At 67.7% G+C, this 15,610-nt stretch carries 15 protein-coding genes and 1 pseudogene; 6 read left to right on the forward strand and 10 right to left on the reverse strand.

Annotation, left to right across the window (positions count from 1 at the left end):
• The first annotated feature begins 32 nt into the window (after window positions 1-32).
• A complete protein-coding gene (locus JOY88_RS15125) occupies window positions 33-1,118 on the forward strand; it encodes an IS630 family transposase (protein WP_524539226.1) in 1,086 nt (361 codons plus the stop codon).
• Here JOY88_RS15125 and JOY88_RS15130 read toward each other — a convergent pair.
• Window positions 1,115-1,786, reverse strand: coding sequence for a histidine phosphatase family protein (locus JOY88_RS15130; protein ID WP_293503457.1), 672 nt, complete (start codon window positions 1,784-1,786; stop codon window positions 1,115-1,117). The two genes, JOY88_RS15125 and JOY88_RS15130, sit on opposite strands and share 4 nt — an antisense overlap.
• A gap of 315 nt (window positions 1,787-2,101) precedes the next feature.
• On the opposite strand from JOY88_RS15130, the gene JOY88_RS15135 reads away from it, so the two are divergent.
• From JOY88_RS15135 to JOY88_RS15150, 4 genes are read left to right on the forward strand one after another with little or no spacing between them, the layout of a single operon-like run.
• On the forward strand, window positions 2,102-2,278 hold the full coding sequence (locus JOY88_RS15135) for a hypothetical protein (protein WP_293503458.1): 177 nt from the start codon (window positions 2,102-2,104) through the stop codon (window positions 2,276-2,278).
• A gap of 31 nt (window positions 2,279-2,309) precedes the next feature.
• A complete protein-coding gene (locus tag JOY88_RS15140) occupies window positions 2,310-2,762 on the forward strand; it encodes a GNAT family N-acetyltransferase (RefSeq protein ID WP_293503459.1) in 453 nt (150 codons plus the stop codon).
• Window positions 2,755-3,414 (forward strand): alpha/beta hydrolase, encoded by a 660-nt coding sequence (locus JOY88_RS15145; RefSeq protein ID WP_293503460.1) that lies wholly within the window; start codon window positions 2,755-2,757, stop codon window positions 3,412-3,414. The genes JOY88_RS15140 and JOY88_RS15145 overlap by 8 nt, the downstream gene beginning before the upstream one ends.
• A 57-nt stretch (window positions 3,415-3,471) precedes the next feature.
• Window positions 3,472-4,671 carry a hypothetical protein gene (locus JOY88_RS15150; RefSeq protein WP_293503461.1) on the forward strand — a complete coding sequence of 400 codons (1,200 nt, stop codon included), beginning with the start codon at window positions 3,472-3,474 and terminating at the stop codon, window positions 4,669-4,671.
• Here JOY88_RS15150 and JOY88_RS15155 read toward each other — a convergent pair.
• The 6 genes from JOY88_RS15155 to secA all read right to left on the reverse strand — a co-directional run bounded on the left by JOY88_RS15155 (window position 4,668) and on the right by secA (window position 13,234).
• Window positions 4,668-5,111, reverse strand: a complete 444-nt coding sequence (locus JOY88_RS15155) for a GNAT family N-acetyltransferase (RefSeq protein WP_293503462.1) — start codon at window positions 5,109-5,111, stop codon at window positions 4,668-4,670. The two genes, JOY88_RS15150 and JOY88_RS15155, sit on opposite strands and share 4 nt — an antisense overlap.
• Complete coding sequence (locus tag JOY88_RS15160; RefSeq protein WP_293503463.1) at window positions 5,108-7,237, reverse strand: prolyl oligopeptidase family serine peptidase; 2,130 nt, start codon at window positions 7,235-7,237, stop codon at window positions 5,108-5,110. Before JOY88_RS15160 ends, JOY88_RS15155 begins: the two co-directional genes overlap by 4 nt.
• A 113-nt stretch (window positions 7,238-7,350) precedes the next feature.
• Entirely contained in the window at window positions 7,351-8,580 is a 1,230-nt protein-coding gene (gene argJ / locus JOY88_RS15165) for a bifunctional glutamate N-acetyltransferase/amino-acid acetyltransferase ArgJ (protein ID WP_293503464.1), read from the reverse strand.
• Window positions 8,581-9,046: 466 nt separating this feature from the next.
• Window positions 9,047-9,718: a PEP-CTERM sorting domain-containing protein gene (locus JOY88_RS15170; protein WP_293503465.1), complete on the reverse strand. Its 672-nt coding sequence runs from the start codon at window positions 9,716-9,718 to the stop codon at window positions 9,047-9,049.
• Window positions 9,719-9,750: 32 nt separating this feature from the next.
• Entirely contained in the window at window positions 9,751-10,287 is a 537-nt protein-coding gene (locus JOY88_RS15175) for a PEP-CTERM sorting domain-containing protein (RefSeq protein ID WP_293503466.1), read from the reverse strand.
• A 202-nt stretch (window positions 10,288-10,489) separates the two neighbouring features.
• On the reverse strand, window positions 10,490-13,234 hold the full coding sequence (gene secA, locus JOY88_RS15180; RefSeq protein WP_293503467.1) for a preprotein translocase subunit SecA: 2,745 nt from the start codon (window positions 13,232-13,234) through the stop codon (window positions 10,490-10,492).
• 166 nt (window positions 13,235-13,400) lie between these two features.
• On the opposite strand from secA, the gene JOY88_RS15185 reads away from it, so the two are divergent.
• Complete coding sequence (locus tag JOY88_RS15185; RefSeq protein WP_293503468.1) at window positions 13,401-13,739, forward strand: hypothetical protein; 339 nt, start codon at window positions 13,401-13,403, stop codon at window positions 13,737-13,739.
• Between the two features lie 16 nt (window positions 13,740-13,755).
• Here the strand turns inward: JOY88_RS15185 and JOY88_RS23210 are convergent.
• The 3 genes and pseudogenes from JOY88_RS23210 to JOY88_RS15195 form a co-directional block, all read right to left on the reverse strand.
• A pseudogene (locus tag JOY88_RS23210) lies at window positions 13,756-13,872 on the reverse strand (IS1595 family transposase); the annotation flags it as partial.
• 196 nt (window positions 13,873-14,068) lie between these two features.
• Entirely contained in the window at window positions 14,069-14,494 is a 426-nt protein-coding gene (locus JOY88_RS15190) for an RES domain-containing protein (RefSeq protein WP_524539227.1), read from the reverse strand.
• A gap of 185 nt (window positions 14,495-14,679) precedes the next feature.
• A complete protein-coding gene (locus tag JOY88_RS15195) occupies window positions 14,680-15,369 on the reverse strand; it encodes a hypothetical protein (protein WP_293503469.1) in 690 nt (229 codons plus the stop codon).
• Between the last annotated feature and the right edge of the window lie 241 nt (window positions 15,370-15,610).

Below are 15,610 nucleotides of genomic sequence, written 5' to 3' on the forward strand. Positions count from 1 at the left end.
CGGGCTAGTTAGGTTTGCATTGGAGCGAGCAGTTGCGAGTTGCCCAGACGATTGAGCTGAGCCCGGAAGAGGAAGCAGAGCTGACGAAGCTGGCGCGCTCGAAGGTAACGAGCGTGAGGCTGGCGCAGCGCGCGCGCATCGTGCTGCTGGCCGCGAAGGGCCTGCAGAACAAGGACATCGCCGCTGAATTGGGGGTGGGTCGGGTGCAGGTGGCGCGCTGGCGGGATCGCTATGCGCAGGAGCGCCTGCAAGGCATCGAGCACGACCTGCCGCGTGGCGCGCCGGCGGTGAAGGTGGACGTCAACCGGCTGGTGGAGCTGACCACGCAGAGCACGCCCGAGGCGGCCACGCACTGGAGCACGCGCAAGATGGGGGCCGTGCTGGGCGTGAGCGCCAGCACCGTGATGCGGCACTGGCAGGCCAAGGGGCTGAAGCCCCATCTGCTGCGCGGCTTCAAGGTCTCGCGCGATCCCCGCTTCGTCGAGAGGCTCGAAGACATCGTCGGGCTGTACATGTCCCCGCCCGAGCATGCGCTGGTGCTGTGCTGCGACGAGAAGAGCCAGGTGCAGGCCCTGGACCGCACACAGCCGGGGCTGCCTCTGAAGAAGGGGCGCGCGCAGACGATGACGCACGACTACAAGCGCCACGGCACGACCACGCTGTTCGCGGCGCTGAACGTGCTCGACGGCCAGGTCATTGGCCAATGCCAGCAGCGCCACACCCATGCCGAGTGGCTGAAGTTCCTGCGCAAGATCGATCGCGAGACGCCCAAGGACAAGACGCTGCATCTGGTCGCGGACAACTACGCCACGCACAAGCATCCGGCGGTCCAGCAATGGCTGGCCGAGCATCCGCGCTTCAACATGCACTTCACGCCCGCCTCGGCCTCATGGCTGAACATGGTCGAGCGCTTCTTCCGGGATCTCACGAGCGAGCGGCTGCGCCGCGGCGTGTTCGCCAGCGTGCCGGAGCTGGTCACCGCGATCGACGAGTACGTCGCTCATCACAACCATGCCCCCAAGCCCTTCATCTGGACCAAGAGCGCGCGCGACATCCTGCAGAAGGTCATCGGCGCCAACCAGCGCTTAAGTTCCAAACAGAACAAAACGCTGCGCTAGGCGTGCGTCACCAGTCCGCGGGCGTCGGGGGCGTCCAGGTGAGGCAGGGTGTTGAAACTCACCAGGTGATGGCGCCTGGGGTTGAAGGCGAACTCGGTGACGGCAGAGTTGCGAATGCGCAGGTTCAGCTCCACGCAGCTCTCTGGCGGGCAGGCCAGCACCTGGCCGACGGCCGTCGCGATCGGCCCGCCGCTGGACACGATGAGCACATGCCTCCCCACGCCCACGGCCCTCGCGCGATCCAGCGCGCCAGCGATACCGGCCGAGAAGTCGGCATACGCCGGCATGCCCGCCGGCCGGCTCTCGCCGTGCATCCAGGCCAGCAGGCCCTGGCGCAGCAGGCGGAAATGCTGCTTGACGGCCTCTGCGTCCGTCGGTGCGCCCAGCGGCTCGGGATGGATGGCTCTCACGACGGCCTCGCTGTCGTACTCGTTCAGCCCCGGCAGCGCGACCGCCGGCAAGTCCTCGCCATACCCCTCCACGAGGCCCGCCAGCGACTGCGCATGGCGGCGCAGCGTGCCCGTGAAGACGGCGTCGAAGCGCTGGCCGCGCTCGCGCCAGTAGACACCCAGGCGCCGGCATTGCTCGCGGCCCGTGGGGCTGAGTTGGTCGTAGTCGGCCGCGCCGAAGCTGGCCTGGCCGTGGCGGACGAGATAGAGGCTTCCCATGCGCCGGATCATCACGGCTGATGAGCCGTCCGCGTGTCGCGTCATTGACGGCAGCCCTCGGAAACCTAGCATCGGCCAACCATCACCCGCTCGACGCGAGACCCATGCGCACGCATCACATCACCATCTCCGCCCCGGGTCTGACACACGCTGCCGCGACGGCCCAGCCACCGGACACCGAGGGCGAATGGCTGGCCAGCTACTCCATGGGGGACAGGCAACGCCAGGCCGAGGTGATCTTCAAGGGCGACGCAGGCACCTGGATGTCATACAAGCAAGCCGCGCGGGATCGCATCCCCCCGCATCGGCCGGCGCATGCCCATGGTCGTGGAAAGCCGCGAAGGCGACGCGCTGCGGGTGCTGGCGAAGCAGTCGGCCGAGGTCACCGGATGCGCGGACCTCCGGCTGGAGTTGCGCACTGCGGAGGGTCGACTCGAAGGCACGGGGCGCATGGCCGAGGGCGAGACGCGCGTCGTGCTGACGAGAAAGTAGGCGCCCCGGCGCGGCCGCGAGAATGGCGGCCATGACGCTTCGCATCGCCACGCGTGCCGACACTGCCGAACTCTGGCGCGTCCGCTACGCCGTCACAGAGAACACGCTGACGCCGGGCTGCATCTCGGACGCCGAGCTGCACGCCCATCTGGAAGACTTCGGCCGCGGCTGGGTCGTCGAGCTGGCCCCGCTCCCGGACCTGAGGATTGCGGGCTTCGCCATCGGCGACGCCCGCAACGGCAACGTCTGGGCCATGTTCGTGGACCCGATCTGCCACGGCCAGGGCCATGGCCGCGCGCTCCACGACGCGATGGTCGGCTGGCTGTTCTCGACCGGCCTGCAGCGCCTGAGCCTGGGCACCCAGCCCGGCTCGCGCGCCGAAGCCTTCTACCGCCGCGCCGGCTGGCGCGCGCTGCACATCGACGAACACGGCGAGCGCCGCTTCGAGCGCCTTGCCTCCGACTGGAACCCCGCCCATGCTTGAAACCCATGTCATCGAGACCGGCCCCGCGCCCCGCACGACGCTGATCGTGCTGCATGGCCTGGGCGCCGACGGCTTCGACTTCGTGCCCATCTGCAGCGAGCTGGACCTGGGCCGCCTGGGCGCGGTGCGCTACATCTTCCCGCACGCGCCCGAGCGGCCGGTGACGATCAACGGCGGCCATGTGATGCGGGCCTGGTACGACATCCTCGGTACCGACCTCGCACGGCGCGAGGACGAGGCCGGGCTGCGCGCATCGCAGGCCGCCATCGCGGCGCTGGTCGACGGCGAGCGCCAGCGCGGCGTGGCGGCGGAGCGCATCGTCCTCGTCGGCTTCTCGCAGGGCTGCGCGATGGCGCTGATGACGGCGCTGCGCTATCCGGAGCGCCTGGGCGGCGTGGCGGGGCTGTCTGGCTATCTGCCGCTGACCGCGGCGACCGCGGCTGAGCGCTCGGCCGCCAACGCCGACCTGCCCGTCTTCATGGCCCATGGCACGCAGGACCCGGTGGTCGCCCCCGCGCGCGGCATGGCCGGCCGCGATGCGCTGCAAGCCCTCGGGTACGCGGTGGAATGGCATGACTACCCCATGCCGCATTCCGTCTGCATGGAAGAGATCCGGGACCTGAACGCCTGGCTGCTCAAGCAACTGGGCTGACATGACGGTCCTGATCCCGACGCTGCCGTCCGCCGGGCTGGGCGAAGATCGATAAGCATGGAGCGCCTTGCTGAACAGATCGTCGCCTGGCACAACCGCCACCCCCTTGCGCGTCGCATCGCCGTGGGCGACGTGCACACCGTGGGTGTGGTGGCCCTGCCCTTTGTACGCGCGTCCGCCGAGGCCGGCGGGCTGGTCGAGCCGGTCCTCACCGACGCCGTGACCTTCGACGAGCTCGCGGCCGCGCCACGGCCATCGACGCTGGCGCTGCTGTGGCGACGCTGGCGAGGGCTCCTCCGCCTGCCTGGCCGCAAGCCGCGCACGCAATGGCGCGCCTTCAGCGAGAAGTTTCTGCCCGGCACCCGCCTTGCCCGCGTCGAGCGGTTTGCGCTGGCGCATGGATTTGCCGAGGCGCCTGCCGCGCCCGAGGCCGCCCCCTCGCGCGTCGTCGTCGTCGACGAGCGGCTGGCTGCCGCCCACAGCGGCTGGCCCTTCGAGATCTATCTGATGACGGCGGGCGTCGACTTGGGCAGCCACCGCACGCGCGTGCTGGCCGGCCGCGGTATCCCGTCGGAGATTCTCGGCCGCCGGCTGTGGGACCCGCGCCGCCTGGGCGCGGCGGCCGCGCTGCTGGTGCTGCTGGCCCTGGCCGGCACCTGGATGCTGTGGCCGCGCCGTGTGGCTGAAGCCCTGCCGGCTCCTGCCCCGGCGGCCTCGATGCCCGTCCCGGCGTCCGCCGCGGTGCCGGAGATGCCGGTCCCGCCGGCCTCCGAGGCCGCATCGGTGCCGTCGACCGAGCCGGAGCCGGCCGCCAGCGAGCCCGACGCGGCGGCATCGCCGCCCGACATCCGCCCTCGCCTGGTGGAACGCGCCGAAGGCGCGAAACGGCCGCCGCTGCACGCGGCTAGACCGGCCGCGGTACCCGTCGCCAGAGCCCCGGCGCCACCCACGCCGGCTGCCAGCCTGCCCCCTCCGACCGACCCGCGCCTGGCCGGCATGGCCAAGTCGCCAGGGCAGTTCGTCGTCGCGCTCGTCGGCCCGCCGGGCAACAAGGCCGAGGCCGAGGCGCTGCTGAAGAAGATGCAGGCCGGTCTGACGGCCGTGTACGGCAGCCCGCAGTCCTTGCAGAGCGACATCGTCCAGACGCCCGAGGGCTGGCGCGCCACCGTCTGGCCCTTCCCGAGCCGCGAGGAGGCCCAGCTCATCAACGCAACGCTGGTGGCGCGCGGCCTCAGGACCAAGGCGGTGAACTTCTAGGGCCGGCGGCGGATGACGAAGGCGCGCTTGTCGCCGCCGTCGAAGCCGCAGCGCTCGTAGAACGCCCAGACGGCCGGGTCCTTGCGGCTGGTCGTCAGCACGACCTTGTAGCAGCCAGCCTTCCAGGCCTCTTCAAGCGCGTGCCGGATGACCGCCCGGCCATGGCCGCGGTCCCGGTGGTCGGCATGGGTGACGACGTTCTCGATGACGCCGTAGCTGCGGCCGCCACGCGTCAGATTGGGGATGACGGCGAGGTTGCAGCTGGCGACGAGCTGCCCGCCGTCGACAAGCCCGAAATGGCGCAGGCCCGGATGCGCAAACACGGCACGCACCGCCTCGGGTGCAGGCGGCGCGTCGCCGGCGTTCAGATGCTGATAGAGCTGAACGAGGGCGTCGAGGTCGGTGACGCCCAGGTCGCGCAAGGCGACCCCTCGCGTCACTTGACCTCGAGCTTCATCGTGTTGGCGATGAAGGCCAGGATGTCGCTGCGCTCCTCGATGATCTTGGACGTGGGCTTGCCGGCGCCATGGCCGGCATTGGTCTCGATGCGGATCAGCTTGGGTGCCGGGCCGGTGTCAGCGGCCTGCAGCGTGGCGGCGTACTTGAAGCTGTGCGCCGGCACAACGCGGTCGTCGTGGTCGCCGGTCGTGATCAGCACGGCCGGGTACTTGGCGCCGCTCCTGATGTTGTGCAGCGGCGAGTAGGCGTACAACGCCTTGAACATCTCGGGGCTGTCCTTGCTGGTGCCGAAGTCGGTCGCCCAGGCCCAGCCGATCGTGAAGTTCTGGTAGCGCAGCATGTCCATCACGCCGACCTGCGGCACGGCGGCGGCGAACAGGTCCGGGCGCTGGTTGGTGACCGCACCCACCAGCAGGCCGCCGTTGGAGCCGCCGTTGATGGCCAGCGTGGCGGGGCTGGCGACCTTGTTCTTGACCAGCCATTCGCCCGCGGCGATGAAGTCGTCGAAGACGTTCTGCTTGCGCAGCTTGGTGCCGGCCTCGTGCCAGGCCGAGCCGTACTCGCCGCCGCCTCGGATGGAGGCGATGACGTAGACGCCGCCCATCTTCAGCCAGGTGGCCGACGTGACGCCGTAGGCCGGCGTGATGGAGATGTCGAAGCCGCCGTAGCCGTACAGCAGCGTCGGGTTGCTGCCGTCGAACTTCAGGCCCTTCTTCGCGGCTATGAAGATGGGGAAGCGCGTGCCGTCCTTGCTCGTGACGAACTCGCGGCGGGTCTCGAACTCTTCGGTGTCGAAGGCGGTCTTGGGCTTCTTGAACGGCTCGATCTGACCGGTCGCGACGTCGTAGCGGTGGATCTCGGCCGGCGTCGTCAGGCTGGTGTAGCTGAAGAAGGTCTCCTTGCTGTTCCAGCGGCCGCCGAAGCCACCGGCCGTGCCGATGCCGGGCAGCGCCACCTCGGACAGGCGCTTGCCGTCGGCGCCATGCACGCGCACCAGCGTCGCGGCGTCGTGCAGATAGCTCAACAGATAGCGGCCGCCCACTGCCGAGGCGGCGGTCATCGCGTCGGGGCCTTCGGCCACCAGCGTCTCCCAGTTGGCCTGGGCGGGGTTCTTCAGATCGATGGCGACCAGCTTGCCGCGCGGCGCGCCCTTGTCGGTCTTGACAATGAGCTTGCCGCCGATCACGTTGACAGGCGTGTACTGCGCGTCGAAGCCCAGCGCGATGGGCTGGGGCTTGCCGCCCGCGTAGGCACCCTTGGGCAGGGGCAGCACCATGAGGCCGTTCTTGCTGCCGGCGCTCTTCCATATGCTGATGATCAGCAACTCACCGTCGTCGGACACCTGGGCGCCGAAGCCCCATTCCTTGTCCTCGCGGTTCTCGGTCACCAGCAGGTCCTCGCTCTGCGGCGTGCCGAGGCGGTGGTAGTACAGCTTCTGGAAGTAGTTGGCGCCGGTCAGCTTCTCGCCTTCCTTGGGCGCGTCATAGCGGGCGTAGAAGAAGCCCTTGCCGTCGGCCGTCCAGGTGGCGTTGCTGAACTTGACCCATTCGATCTTGTCGGCCAGGTCCTGGCCTGTCGCGAGGTCGCGCACCCGCCAGCTCTGCCAGTCGGAACCGGCGCCTGCGATACCGTAGGCCAGCAGCTTGCCGTCACGCGAGGGCACGACGCCGCTCAGCGCGACGGTGCCATCCTTGCTCATCGCGTTGGGGTCCAGTGCGACGACAGGCGTGTCCTTCAGCGACTTGGCCCAGTAGTAGACGTTCTGCTGCTGCAGGCCGTCGTTGCGGCTCCAGAAATAGCGGCCACCCTCCTCGAAGGGGATGCCGAAGCGCTCGAAGTTGTAGAGCCCCGTATAGATGCGGCGCGCCGGAAGGCGCTGCGGCATCGCCTCGAGGAACTTGTCGGTAACCTCGTTCTGCTTGACGACCCAGGCCTTGGTTTCGGCGCTGTTGTCGTCCTCCAGCCAGCGGTAGGGGTCGGCCACCGAGGTGCCGTGGTAGGCATCGGTCTGCTCGACCTTGCGCGCGACGGGATAGGTCATCGTCTGGGCCTGGACGCCGCTGGCGAGCATGGCGGCGAGGGCGATGGCGGACAGGGTGAGCTTCATCGGACAGGATCCTGGATGCGGGAAAGCGGCGATTCTCGGCGCCGCCAGGCAGCCGGGCCGATGGTCATTCGATGTAACCCCTGACAGCACAAACCCGCAGGGGCGCGTCGGGGTCAGCTTCGGTAGTCGGCGTTGATGCTGACGTAGTCGTGGCTGAGATCGCATGTCCAGACGGTGGCGCTGGCGCCGCCGCGGTTCAGGCCCACGCGGATGGTGATCTCGCTCTGCTTCATGACGCGCTGGCCGTCCGCCTCGCTGTACTCGGGCCGGCGGCCGCCGCGCGTGACGACGTGAACGTCGTCCAGGTGCAGATCGATCAGGCCCTGGTCCAGGTCGGCGATGCCGGCATAGCCCACGGCGGCCAGGATGCGGCCCAGGTTGGGGTCACTGGCGAAGAATGCCGTCTTGACCAGCGGCGAGTGGGCGATGGCGTAGGCCGCCAGCTTGCACTCGGCCTCGTCACGGCCGCCCTCGACGGTGATGGTGATGAACTTGGTCGCGCCCTCGCCGTCGCGCACGATGGCCTGGGCCAGTTCCTGGGCCAGCGACACCAGCGCATCGCGCAACGTCTTGGCATCGGCGCTGTCCAGGGACGTGATCTCGGCATGCGTCGCCTGGCGGCTGGCGATCAGCATGAAGCAGTCGTTGGTGGACGTGTCACCGTCGATGGTGATGCGGTTGAAGGACGCGTCGGCAGCCTCCTTCACCAGCGGCTGCAGCAGGGCCGGCGCGATGTTGGCGTCGGTCGCGACGAAACCCAGCATCGTCGCCATATTGGGGCGGATCATGCCGGCCCCCTTGGAGATGCCAGACAGCGTGACGGGCGCGCCGCCGATCTCGATGCGGCGCGACGCGGCCTTGGGCAGCGTGTCCGTCGTCATGATGCCCGCGGCGGCCTCGGCCCAGTTGTCGGCCTTCAGCGCGGCCAGCGCCGCAGGCAGACCGGCGTTGATGCGGTCCACCGGCAGCGTCTCCATGATGACGCCGGTGGAGAACGGCAGCACCTGCTCGGGCGCGCAGCCGATCAGGTCGGCCAGGGCCTGGCAGGTCTTGCGCGCGCGGGCCAGGCCGTCGGCGCCGGTGCCGGCGTTGGCGTTGCCGGTGTTGATCAGCAGCGCGCGGATGGCCGAGCCGCCGGCCAGATGCTCGCGGCAGACCTGCACCGGGGCGGCGCAGAAGCGGTTGGTCGTGAACACGCCGGCGACGGCCGCGCCCTCGTCCAGGGCGATGACGCTGAGGTCGCGCCGGTTGGCCTTGCGCACGCCGGCCATGGTCACGCCGAGGCGCACGCCCGGCACGGGCAACAGGGTGGCGGGATCGGGAGCGGAGAGATTGACGGGCATGGCGCGCGGGCTCGAGTTGAATGCAGCGCGCGGATTGTAGGAACCCGGCGAGACGGGTCGGCGCGCGATCAGGATGGGGGGAGCCAATGTCGGTCCGCCCCTCCCACGCCACCGGGCATGCGGGTCCGCACCAGGCGGTTCGAGCGCTTGAGGTCAGGAGAGTCGGGGCAAGCCCAGTCGGTCGAGTCAGGCGGTGGTAGGCACGTCGTTGAGAGCCTTGCGGTCATTGGCCCGCTCGCCCTGCTCGGCAGCGCCTTCTATGCGGTTCTTGTTCATCGGCTCGCGATTCACGCTCCACGCTTCCTCCCCACATCCGGTCGCCCTCGTGCAGTTGCGCTTCACTTCGCTCGCTGTGACCAGCTCGCGGGAGGACTTGCACCTCCAGGATGTGCGCCCATGCTGGGCGCACCCAAAAACAAAGGCTCCCGAAGGAGCCTTGGCGCAAGGCCGTACGCGGCCGGTGCGTTCAGTGCACGCGGCGGCGACGCACCACCAGGCCGACAGCGCCGAGGCCGGCCAGCAGCAGCGCATAGGTCTCGGGCTCCGGAACCGGGTTGGCGACAACGAAGTCCTGGTACGTGCCGTTGACCAGCTTAGTCAGCTGGTATTGGGCCGGGCCGCTGTAGTTGCTTGCGGCAAGCAGATAGGAGTTGGCCAGCGCGGCGAAGGATGCATCCTGCGCTTGCGTGCTGGTCTCGCTCAGATACCAGAACTGGAAGCTGCCGCCGGACAGGTCGAACTTCGCGGCGGGCGAGGTTTCTTCCATGATCTTCCAGACCGCGACCTGGAAGGCGGCCTTCTGCTCAGCGGTGGACACCGAGACGTAGCTGCTGGAGAACAGCGACTGCAGCAGGCCTTCCTGCTGAATCGTGAAACTGCCCTTGGTGTAGCTCAGGAAACCGGCCGAGCTTGGTGCATGCCCCTGGGCCAGCTCGACGCAGAAGGCCTCGAAGCTGCTGCCCTGGGTATTGACGAAGGTCATCGCGCCGGTCAGGTATCCGTTCTGTGTGCCGGAGGTCGTGGCGATGATGCCATCGGTCGACTCGTAGCGCACATCCCAGCTATCTGCATAAGCCGCGCCGCTGAGCGTCAGCGCGAGCATCGGTGCGATCAGCCAGTTCGTCTTCTTGCTTGTCATCATGATTGGAGACCGTCGAGGTTCGAAGGAGGTTAGCGGGCGATGCGGCGCCGGGCCAGTGCGAGCCCGGCCAGCGCCGTGCCGACCACGGCCAGCGAGGCCGGCTCAGGCAGGTCGTTGCTCGGGTCACCGAAGTTCACCGTCAGAGTGCCGCCGGCCTTGTCACTTGCCTGGCTACCGGCCACGGTGACGGTCCAGTCACCCGCGCTCAAGAAGACCGGGCTCCAGCTGTAGCTGGTGATGTATTCGGTGATCACGTGGCCCTTGACGACCTTGGACGACTGCTTCGTGTCGATGCCGGCGAAGCCGGTGCCGTCGGCACCCACGCTGAACAGGTATTGCGTGCTCCCGTTGCTGAGCAGGAATGAAATGATCGTCAGGTTGTCGGACGTGCTGCTGATGGACTGCAGCATGCCGGAGAAGCTGGCCGCCTGGTCCAGCGTGAAGCTGTAGCTCTGCGTGAAGGGGCCGGAGCCCGGCGTGAAGCTGCCGTTGACGGGCACCGGAGCGGCCGTGGCCACGCCAGTGGCCAGGGTCAGTGCGGAGAGAACGGCGGTCAACGTCTTCATGGCGGGCTTTCTGTTTCTCGTTCGAGCTCACCCGGAGGGCCACCGGGCACGGGCTGCACTCTAGGGGGCTAGACCCGATCGGCGCACCCCCCATGCATGTGGTCCGAGGCCGCGATTCGTGCGCAAACTCACGCCTAACCCTCAGGATGGGCGGCCCCAACGAAAAACGGGCCGGCGATGCCGGCCTGTCGAGGCAGCCGGATCAGGCCAGCTTGCCGTGGCAGAGCTTGAACTTCTTGCCGCTGCCGCAGGGGCAGGGGTCGTTGCGGCCGACATGGCCGTATTGCTCCAGCAGCGTCGCGGGATCGACGTCCTGGCTGACGGAGCCGTCCTCGTTGGGATGCTGGTAGGTGACGTTGGACACGCCCGCCGCGCGCTGCTCCATCGCCTCCGCGGCCTGGTTGGCCTCTTCCTGGCTCTGGATGCGCACATTCATCAGCGTGCGGGTGACCTCCATCTTCACCAGATCCAGCAACTGCGAGAACAGCTCGAAGGCTTCGCGCTTGTACTCCTGCTTGGGGTTCTTCTGTGCGTAGCCGCGCAGGTGGATGCCCTGACGCAGGTAGTCCAGCGCCGCGAGGTGCTCGCGCCAGCGCTGGTCGATGCTCTGCAGCAGCACCATGCGCATGAAGGGGTTGAACTGCTCGATGCCAACGCGGTCCAGCTTGCCCTGGAACAGCTCGTCGCCGGCCTTGACGACGGCCTCGACGATCTCCTCGTCGTTGATGGAGTCGCTCTTCTTGACGAGGTCCGTCAGCGACAGGTCGATCTGCCACTCGCTCCGCAGCGCCTGCTCCAGGCCGGCGAGGTCCCACTGCTCCTCCAGGCTCTCGGCGGGCACGAAACCACGCACGACGTCGGTCAGCGTGGACTCGCGCAGCGAGGCGATCTGTGCGACCAGCCCCTCGGCCTCGAGGATGTCGTTGCGCTGCTGATAGATGACCTTGCGCTGGTCGTTCGACACGTCGTCGTATTCCAGCAGCTGCTTGCGGATGTCGAAGTTGCGCGCCTCGACCTTGCGCTGGGCGCCTTCGATGCTGCGTGTGACGATGCCGGCCTCGATGGCCTCGCCCTCGGGCATCTTGAGCCGGTCCATGATGGCGCGCACGCGCTCGCCAGCGAAGATGCGCATCAACTGGTCGTCCAGCGACAGGTAGAAGCGCGAGCTGCCCGGGTCGCCCTGACGGCCAGCACGGCCGCGCAGCTGGTTGTCGATGCGGCGGCTCTCGTGGCGCTCGGTCGCGATGATGCGCAGGCCGCCCTCGGCACGCACCTTGTCGTGCAGGCCCTGCCACTCGTCCTTGAGCTGCTGGATGCGGCGCGCCTTCTCGTCGGCCGGAATGGCCTCGTCGGCCTCGATGAACTGGACCTGCTTCTCGACGTTGCCACCCAGCACGATGTCGGTGCCGCGGCCGGCCATGTTGGTCGCGATGGTGATGACGCCAGGCCGGCCGGCCTGCGCGACGATCTCCGCCTCCTTGGCATGCTGCTTGGCGTTCAGCACGTTGTGCGGCAGCTTGGCCTGGTTCAGCAGCTGGGAGATCAGCTCCGAGTTCTCGATGGACGTCGTGCCCACCAGCACCGGCTGGCCGCGCTCGTGACAGGCGCGGATGTCGTCGATGACGGCGTTGTACTTTTCCTTGTCGGTCTTGTAGACCAGGTCCAGCTCGTCCTTGCGGATGGTCGGGCGGTTGGGCGGGATGACGACGGTCTCGAGGCCGTAGATCTCCTGGAACTCATAGGCCTCGGTGTCGGCCGTGCCCGTCATGCCGGACAGCTTGCCGTACATGCGGAAGTAGTTCTGGAAGGTGATGGATGCCAGCGTCTGGTTCTCGGCCTGGATGGCCACGCCTTCCTTGGCCTCGACGGCCTGATGCAGGCCGTCGCTCCAGCGCCGACCCGCCATCAGGCGGCCGGTGAACTCGTCGACGATGATGACCTCGCCGTTCTGAACGACGTAGCTCTGGTCCTTGTGATAGACGTGGTGAGCCCGCAGCGCCGCGTTGAGGTGGTGCATCAACGTGATGTTGGCCGCGTCGTACAGGCTGGCGCCCTCGGGGATCAGGCCGGCCTGGGTGAGCAGGCGCTCGGCCACCTCGTGACCGTCTTCGGTCAGGTGGATCTGGTGCGACTTCTCGTCCACCGTGAAGTCGCCCGGCTCGATGACGCCCTCGCCCGTGCGAGGGTCCAGCTCGCCGATCTGCTTCTTCAGGCCGGGGACGACGGCATTGATGCGCAGGTAGACGTCGGTGTGGTCATCGGCCTGGCCCGAGATGATCAGCGGCGTGCGCGCCTCGTCGATGAGGATGGAGTCCACCTCGTCGACGATGGCGTAGGCCAGGCCGCGCTGCACGCGGTCGGCCGTCTCGTACACCATGTTGTCGCGCAGGTAGTCGAAGCCGTACTCGTTGTTCGTGCCGTAGGTAACGTCGGCGGCGTAGGCGGCCTGCTTCTCCTCACGCTGCATCTGCGGCAGGTTGATGCCCACCGACAGGCCGAGGAAGTTGTAGAGCTTGCCCATCCACTCGGCGTCGCGGCGCGCGAGGTAGTCGTTCACCGTCACGACGTGGACGCCCTTGCCCGTCAGCGCGTTCAGGTAGACCGGCAGCGTGGCCATCAGCGTCTTGCCCTCGCCGGTACGCATCTCGGCCACCTTGCCGGCGTTCAGCACCATGCCGCCGATCAGCTGCACATCGAAGTGGCGCATCTTCAGCGCACGCTTGCTGCCTTCGCGGCAGACGGCGAAGGCCTCGGGCAGGATGTCGTCCACCGTCGCGCCGTTGGCGATGCGCTGCTTGAACTCGACCGTCTGGGCGCGCAGTTCGTCGTCGCTGAAGGCCTCGTACTTCGGCTCCAGCGCGTTGATCTGCTGCACGGTGCGGCGGTAGGTCTTTAGCAGACGCTCGTTGCGGCTACCGAAAATCGAGGTGAGAAGCTTGGGCAACATGCTGCGAAATGGTGTGCTGGCGGGCGCCGGCATGGCCGGCCTGACCGGTGGAGGCGCGAATCTGGGGGCGTGGCGCGGCAATGCAAGGCGGGTTTGCCTGGCCGCGCAAAACGGCGCAGTTTAGCAGTGGGCCATGTCCCGGGCGCCGGCTCACTACACTGCGGCCATGTCCTCCGCGCCCCGCTACATCACCCCAAAACGCGTGCGCGCCACCGTACCCTCGCCCACGCCGGTGGCGGTGGCGCTGCGCACCCATGAGGGCCTGAACCAGCTCAGCGCCCGCCTTGAGGCCTCACGGCGCCGGCTGCGCGTCATCGGCCCGGCCCTGCCCGGCCATCTGCTGGCCAGCGTACAGCCCGGCCCGCTCGACGAGGATGGCTGGAGCCTGCTGGTCGCCAACGCAGCCGTCGCCGCCAAGCTGCGTCACCTGCTGCCACGGCTGGAGGCGCTACTCGGCCAGGCCGGCCTGCCCGGACGCATCCGCATCAAGCTGCTGCAGAGATAGGCAAGCGAGCGCGCCGCGGGCAGCGAAAGCCGCTCGGCCAGCGCGCGCGCCGGATCGCCTCGGCACACTGCACTTCGGCGCCGAAGCTCTTGTGAAGTTCAGGGATTGACGTGCCGAGCTGAAATTGGATCAGGCTGTTGGCCGTGGACGCGCTCCTCAGTGAGACACGCCCAGGCCACGCCCTCACTGGCTCATGGAATGAGCCAGCCAACGCAGGTTTTCAATCAGGTGTCTTTCAGCATGAGAAACACCGCAGGCTCTGTTGAAAAAATCTGGAGGCAGGCCGCGCGAGGTACGGCTCAAAGCAGTTGCGACACTGCTCCCCTCAGTCAGGGCGCGACGCAGTCGATACAAACGGTGTTTCGCAGTCGCCGCAGCCCCGTCCAACCACAGAGACGGTAGTGGGCTGCGGCACCCAGCTTGCCCATGGCCCGGTCGAACACCACGACCGCCTTGCGGTCGTTCAGTTGCCGGGAGACGTAACAAATCCCGTCCACCTGGTCGGGATGTGTGTGGACGGCTGCGGCCCGCTGCTGCGGCAAGTCGTAGGGCATGACCGTGGAAATCGAGCTGTCGCCGACGAGAACCTTCAACGCGGCCCTCGTGAAGTCGGCCAGCTTCAGCATACTGCCCGCCGGAAAGCGCACCATCTGGCGCGACTCGAAGTCCGACTGGGCCACACCGAAGCGACCGCGCACGGGCATTTCGTCGTGAAGAACGGTCTCCGCGACTGCAGTTGGGACATCGAAGCCCAGGTAGCAGGTGCCGAAGACCTGCGCCGGTCGTCGAAGCGATTGGCTCCACTACGCCCGAAGTGAGGCTCGCCGCTGGTGTAACGAGAAATGCGATGGAGCTTGGTCGCGTCGACGTTCTTGATGCGGAGCTTGAGCTTCGCGAACTCCCCGGCCCCAGGCGGAGGCAGCAACTTGGTCACCATGCCTCAGCGTTCCGCATGCCCAGCGGCCGTCTGCTTCACCTTTTCGAAGTCGCCGTCCATCAGAGCCTGAAGAGGCGTGCGAGCGCGGCCCGAATGGGCCTTGGCCAACGAGCCCTTCGGCGTCATGAAGAACAGCCACTTGCTGCCACCAGAGAGGTCGCCCAGCAGCTTGGTCACTGCCTCAACCTGCACACGCTCCAGCGAATCATCAAGGTAGAAAGCCGGGTAGGCTCGAATGCCACCTACCTCAAGATAGAACATGCGCTTGGCGGTGACGGCCTTGCTCAAGGCCTGCCGCGTGATGCCTGCCCGCTCCTGGAACTGGGCGCTCTCCAGCAGCGCCCCCTTTTCCAGCAACCCTTCGAAGGTTGCGCGCACATCGTCGCGAGCAGGTCCAGACGCCGGCTTCTTCACCGCGGCCACTTGCCGCGAAGGAGGCTTAACGGCCTGAGCGTCCGGCTCGACAGCACCTCGGAGTACCTGCAGCTTGGCGCTGATGTTGTCTGCGAGCTGGAACACCTTCTGAATTTCGCGGCGGGCCTCAGGCGCCAGGCGCTTTGCGCCACGGGGACGCTTAAATGCGGAATGTCGTTGTGTCTCGACCAATGCACGCTCGGTAGCGACGAGTTGGTCGAGCAACTTCTGAAGCCGATTGCGCTTCGGCTTGGTAACGGCTTGTGCAGTTGTAGACATGGAGAACTCCCGGACGCCCGTTCACAGCTCACGACAGCCATGTAAACCATGTCAACCATGTCAACCAAGAAAATGGGCAACACCAGTCGTGCTGGCGCCCCGGCGGCCACCCAAACTCCCCCACTGATGGCCACCCCAAATTCCCCCACCCCGGCGCCGTCGCGATGACGAGCTGAGGTCGCCGCACGCGGCGCCGGGCTGACCCGGCAGGACGTTACTTTGCGCCCCCTCTGAAGCCGAG

This window comes from Roseateles sp. (assembly GCF_019237615.1).
In the GTDB taxonomy this organism is placed as follows: Bacteria; Pseudomonadota; Gammaproteobacteria; order Burkholderiales; family Burkholderiaceae_C; genus Pelomonas.

Bases quoted from the DNA above. Each gene is read 5' to 3' on its own strand.
- JOY88_RS15130 (WP_293503457.1), bottom strand. From the start codon at position 1,786: ATGGGAAGCCTCTATCTCGTCCGCCACGGCCAGGCCAGCTTCGGCGCG.
- JOY88_RS15135 (WP_293503458.1), top strand. From the start codon at position 2,102: ATGCCCATGGTCGTGGAAAGCCGCGAAGGCGACGCGCTGCGGGTGCTG.
- JOY88_RS15140 (WP_293503459.1), top strand. From the start codon at position 2,310: ATGACGCTTCGCATCGCCACGCGTGCCGACACTGCCGAACTCTGGCGC.
- JOY88_RS15145 (WP_293503460.1), top strand. From the start codon at position 2,755: ATGCTTGAAACCCATGTCATCGAGACCGGCCCCGCGCCCCGCACGACG.
- JOY88_RS15150 (WP_293503461.1), top strand. From the start codon at position 3,472: ATGGAGCGCCTTGCTGAACAGATCGTCGCCTGGCACAACCGCCACCCC.
- JOY88_RS15160 (WP_293503463.1), bottom strand. From the start codon at position 7,237: ATGAAGCTCACCCTGTCCGCCATCGCCCTCGCCGCCATGCTCGCCAGC.
- argJ (WP_293503464.1), bottom strand. From the start codon at position 8,580: ATGCCCGTCAATCTCTCCGCTCCCGATCCCGCCACCCTGTTGCCCGTG.
- JOY88_RS15170 (WP_293503465.1), bottom strand. From the start codon at position 9,718: ATGACAAGCAAGAAGACGAACTGGCTGATCGCACCGATGCTCGCGCTG.
- JOY88_RS15175 (WP_293503466.1), bottom strand. From the start codon at position 10,287: ATGAAGACGTTGACCGCCGTTCTCTCCGCACTGACCCTGGCCACTGGC.
- secA (WP_293503467.1), bottom strand. From the start codon at position 13,234: ATGTTGCCCAAGCTTCTCACCTCGATTTTCGGTAGCCGCAACGAGCGT.
- JOY88_RS15185 (WP_293503468.1), top strand. From the start codon at position 13,401: ATGTCCTCCGCGCCCCGCTACATCACCCCAAAACGCGTGCGCGCCACC.
- JOY88_RS15195 (WP_293503469.1), bottom strand. From the start codon at position 15,369: ATGTCTACAACTGCACAAGCCGTTACCAAGCCGAAGCGCAATCGGCTT.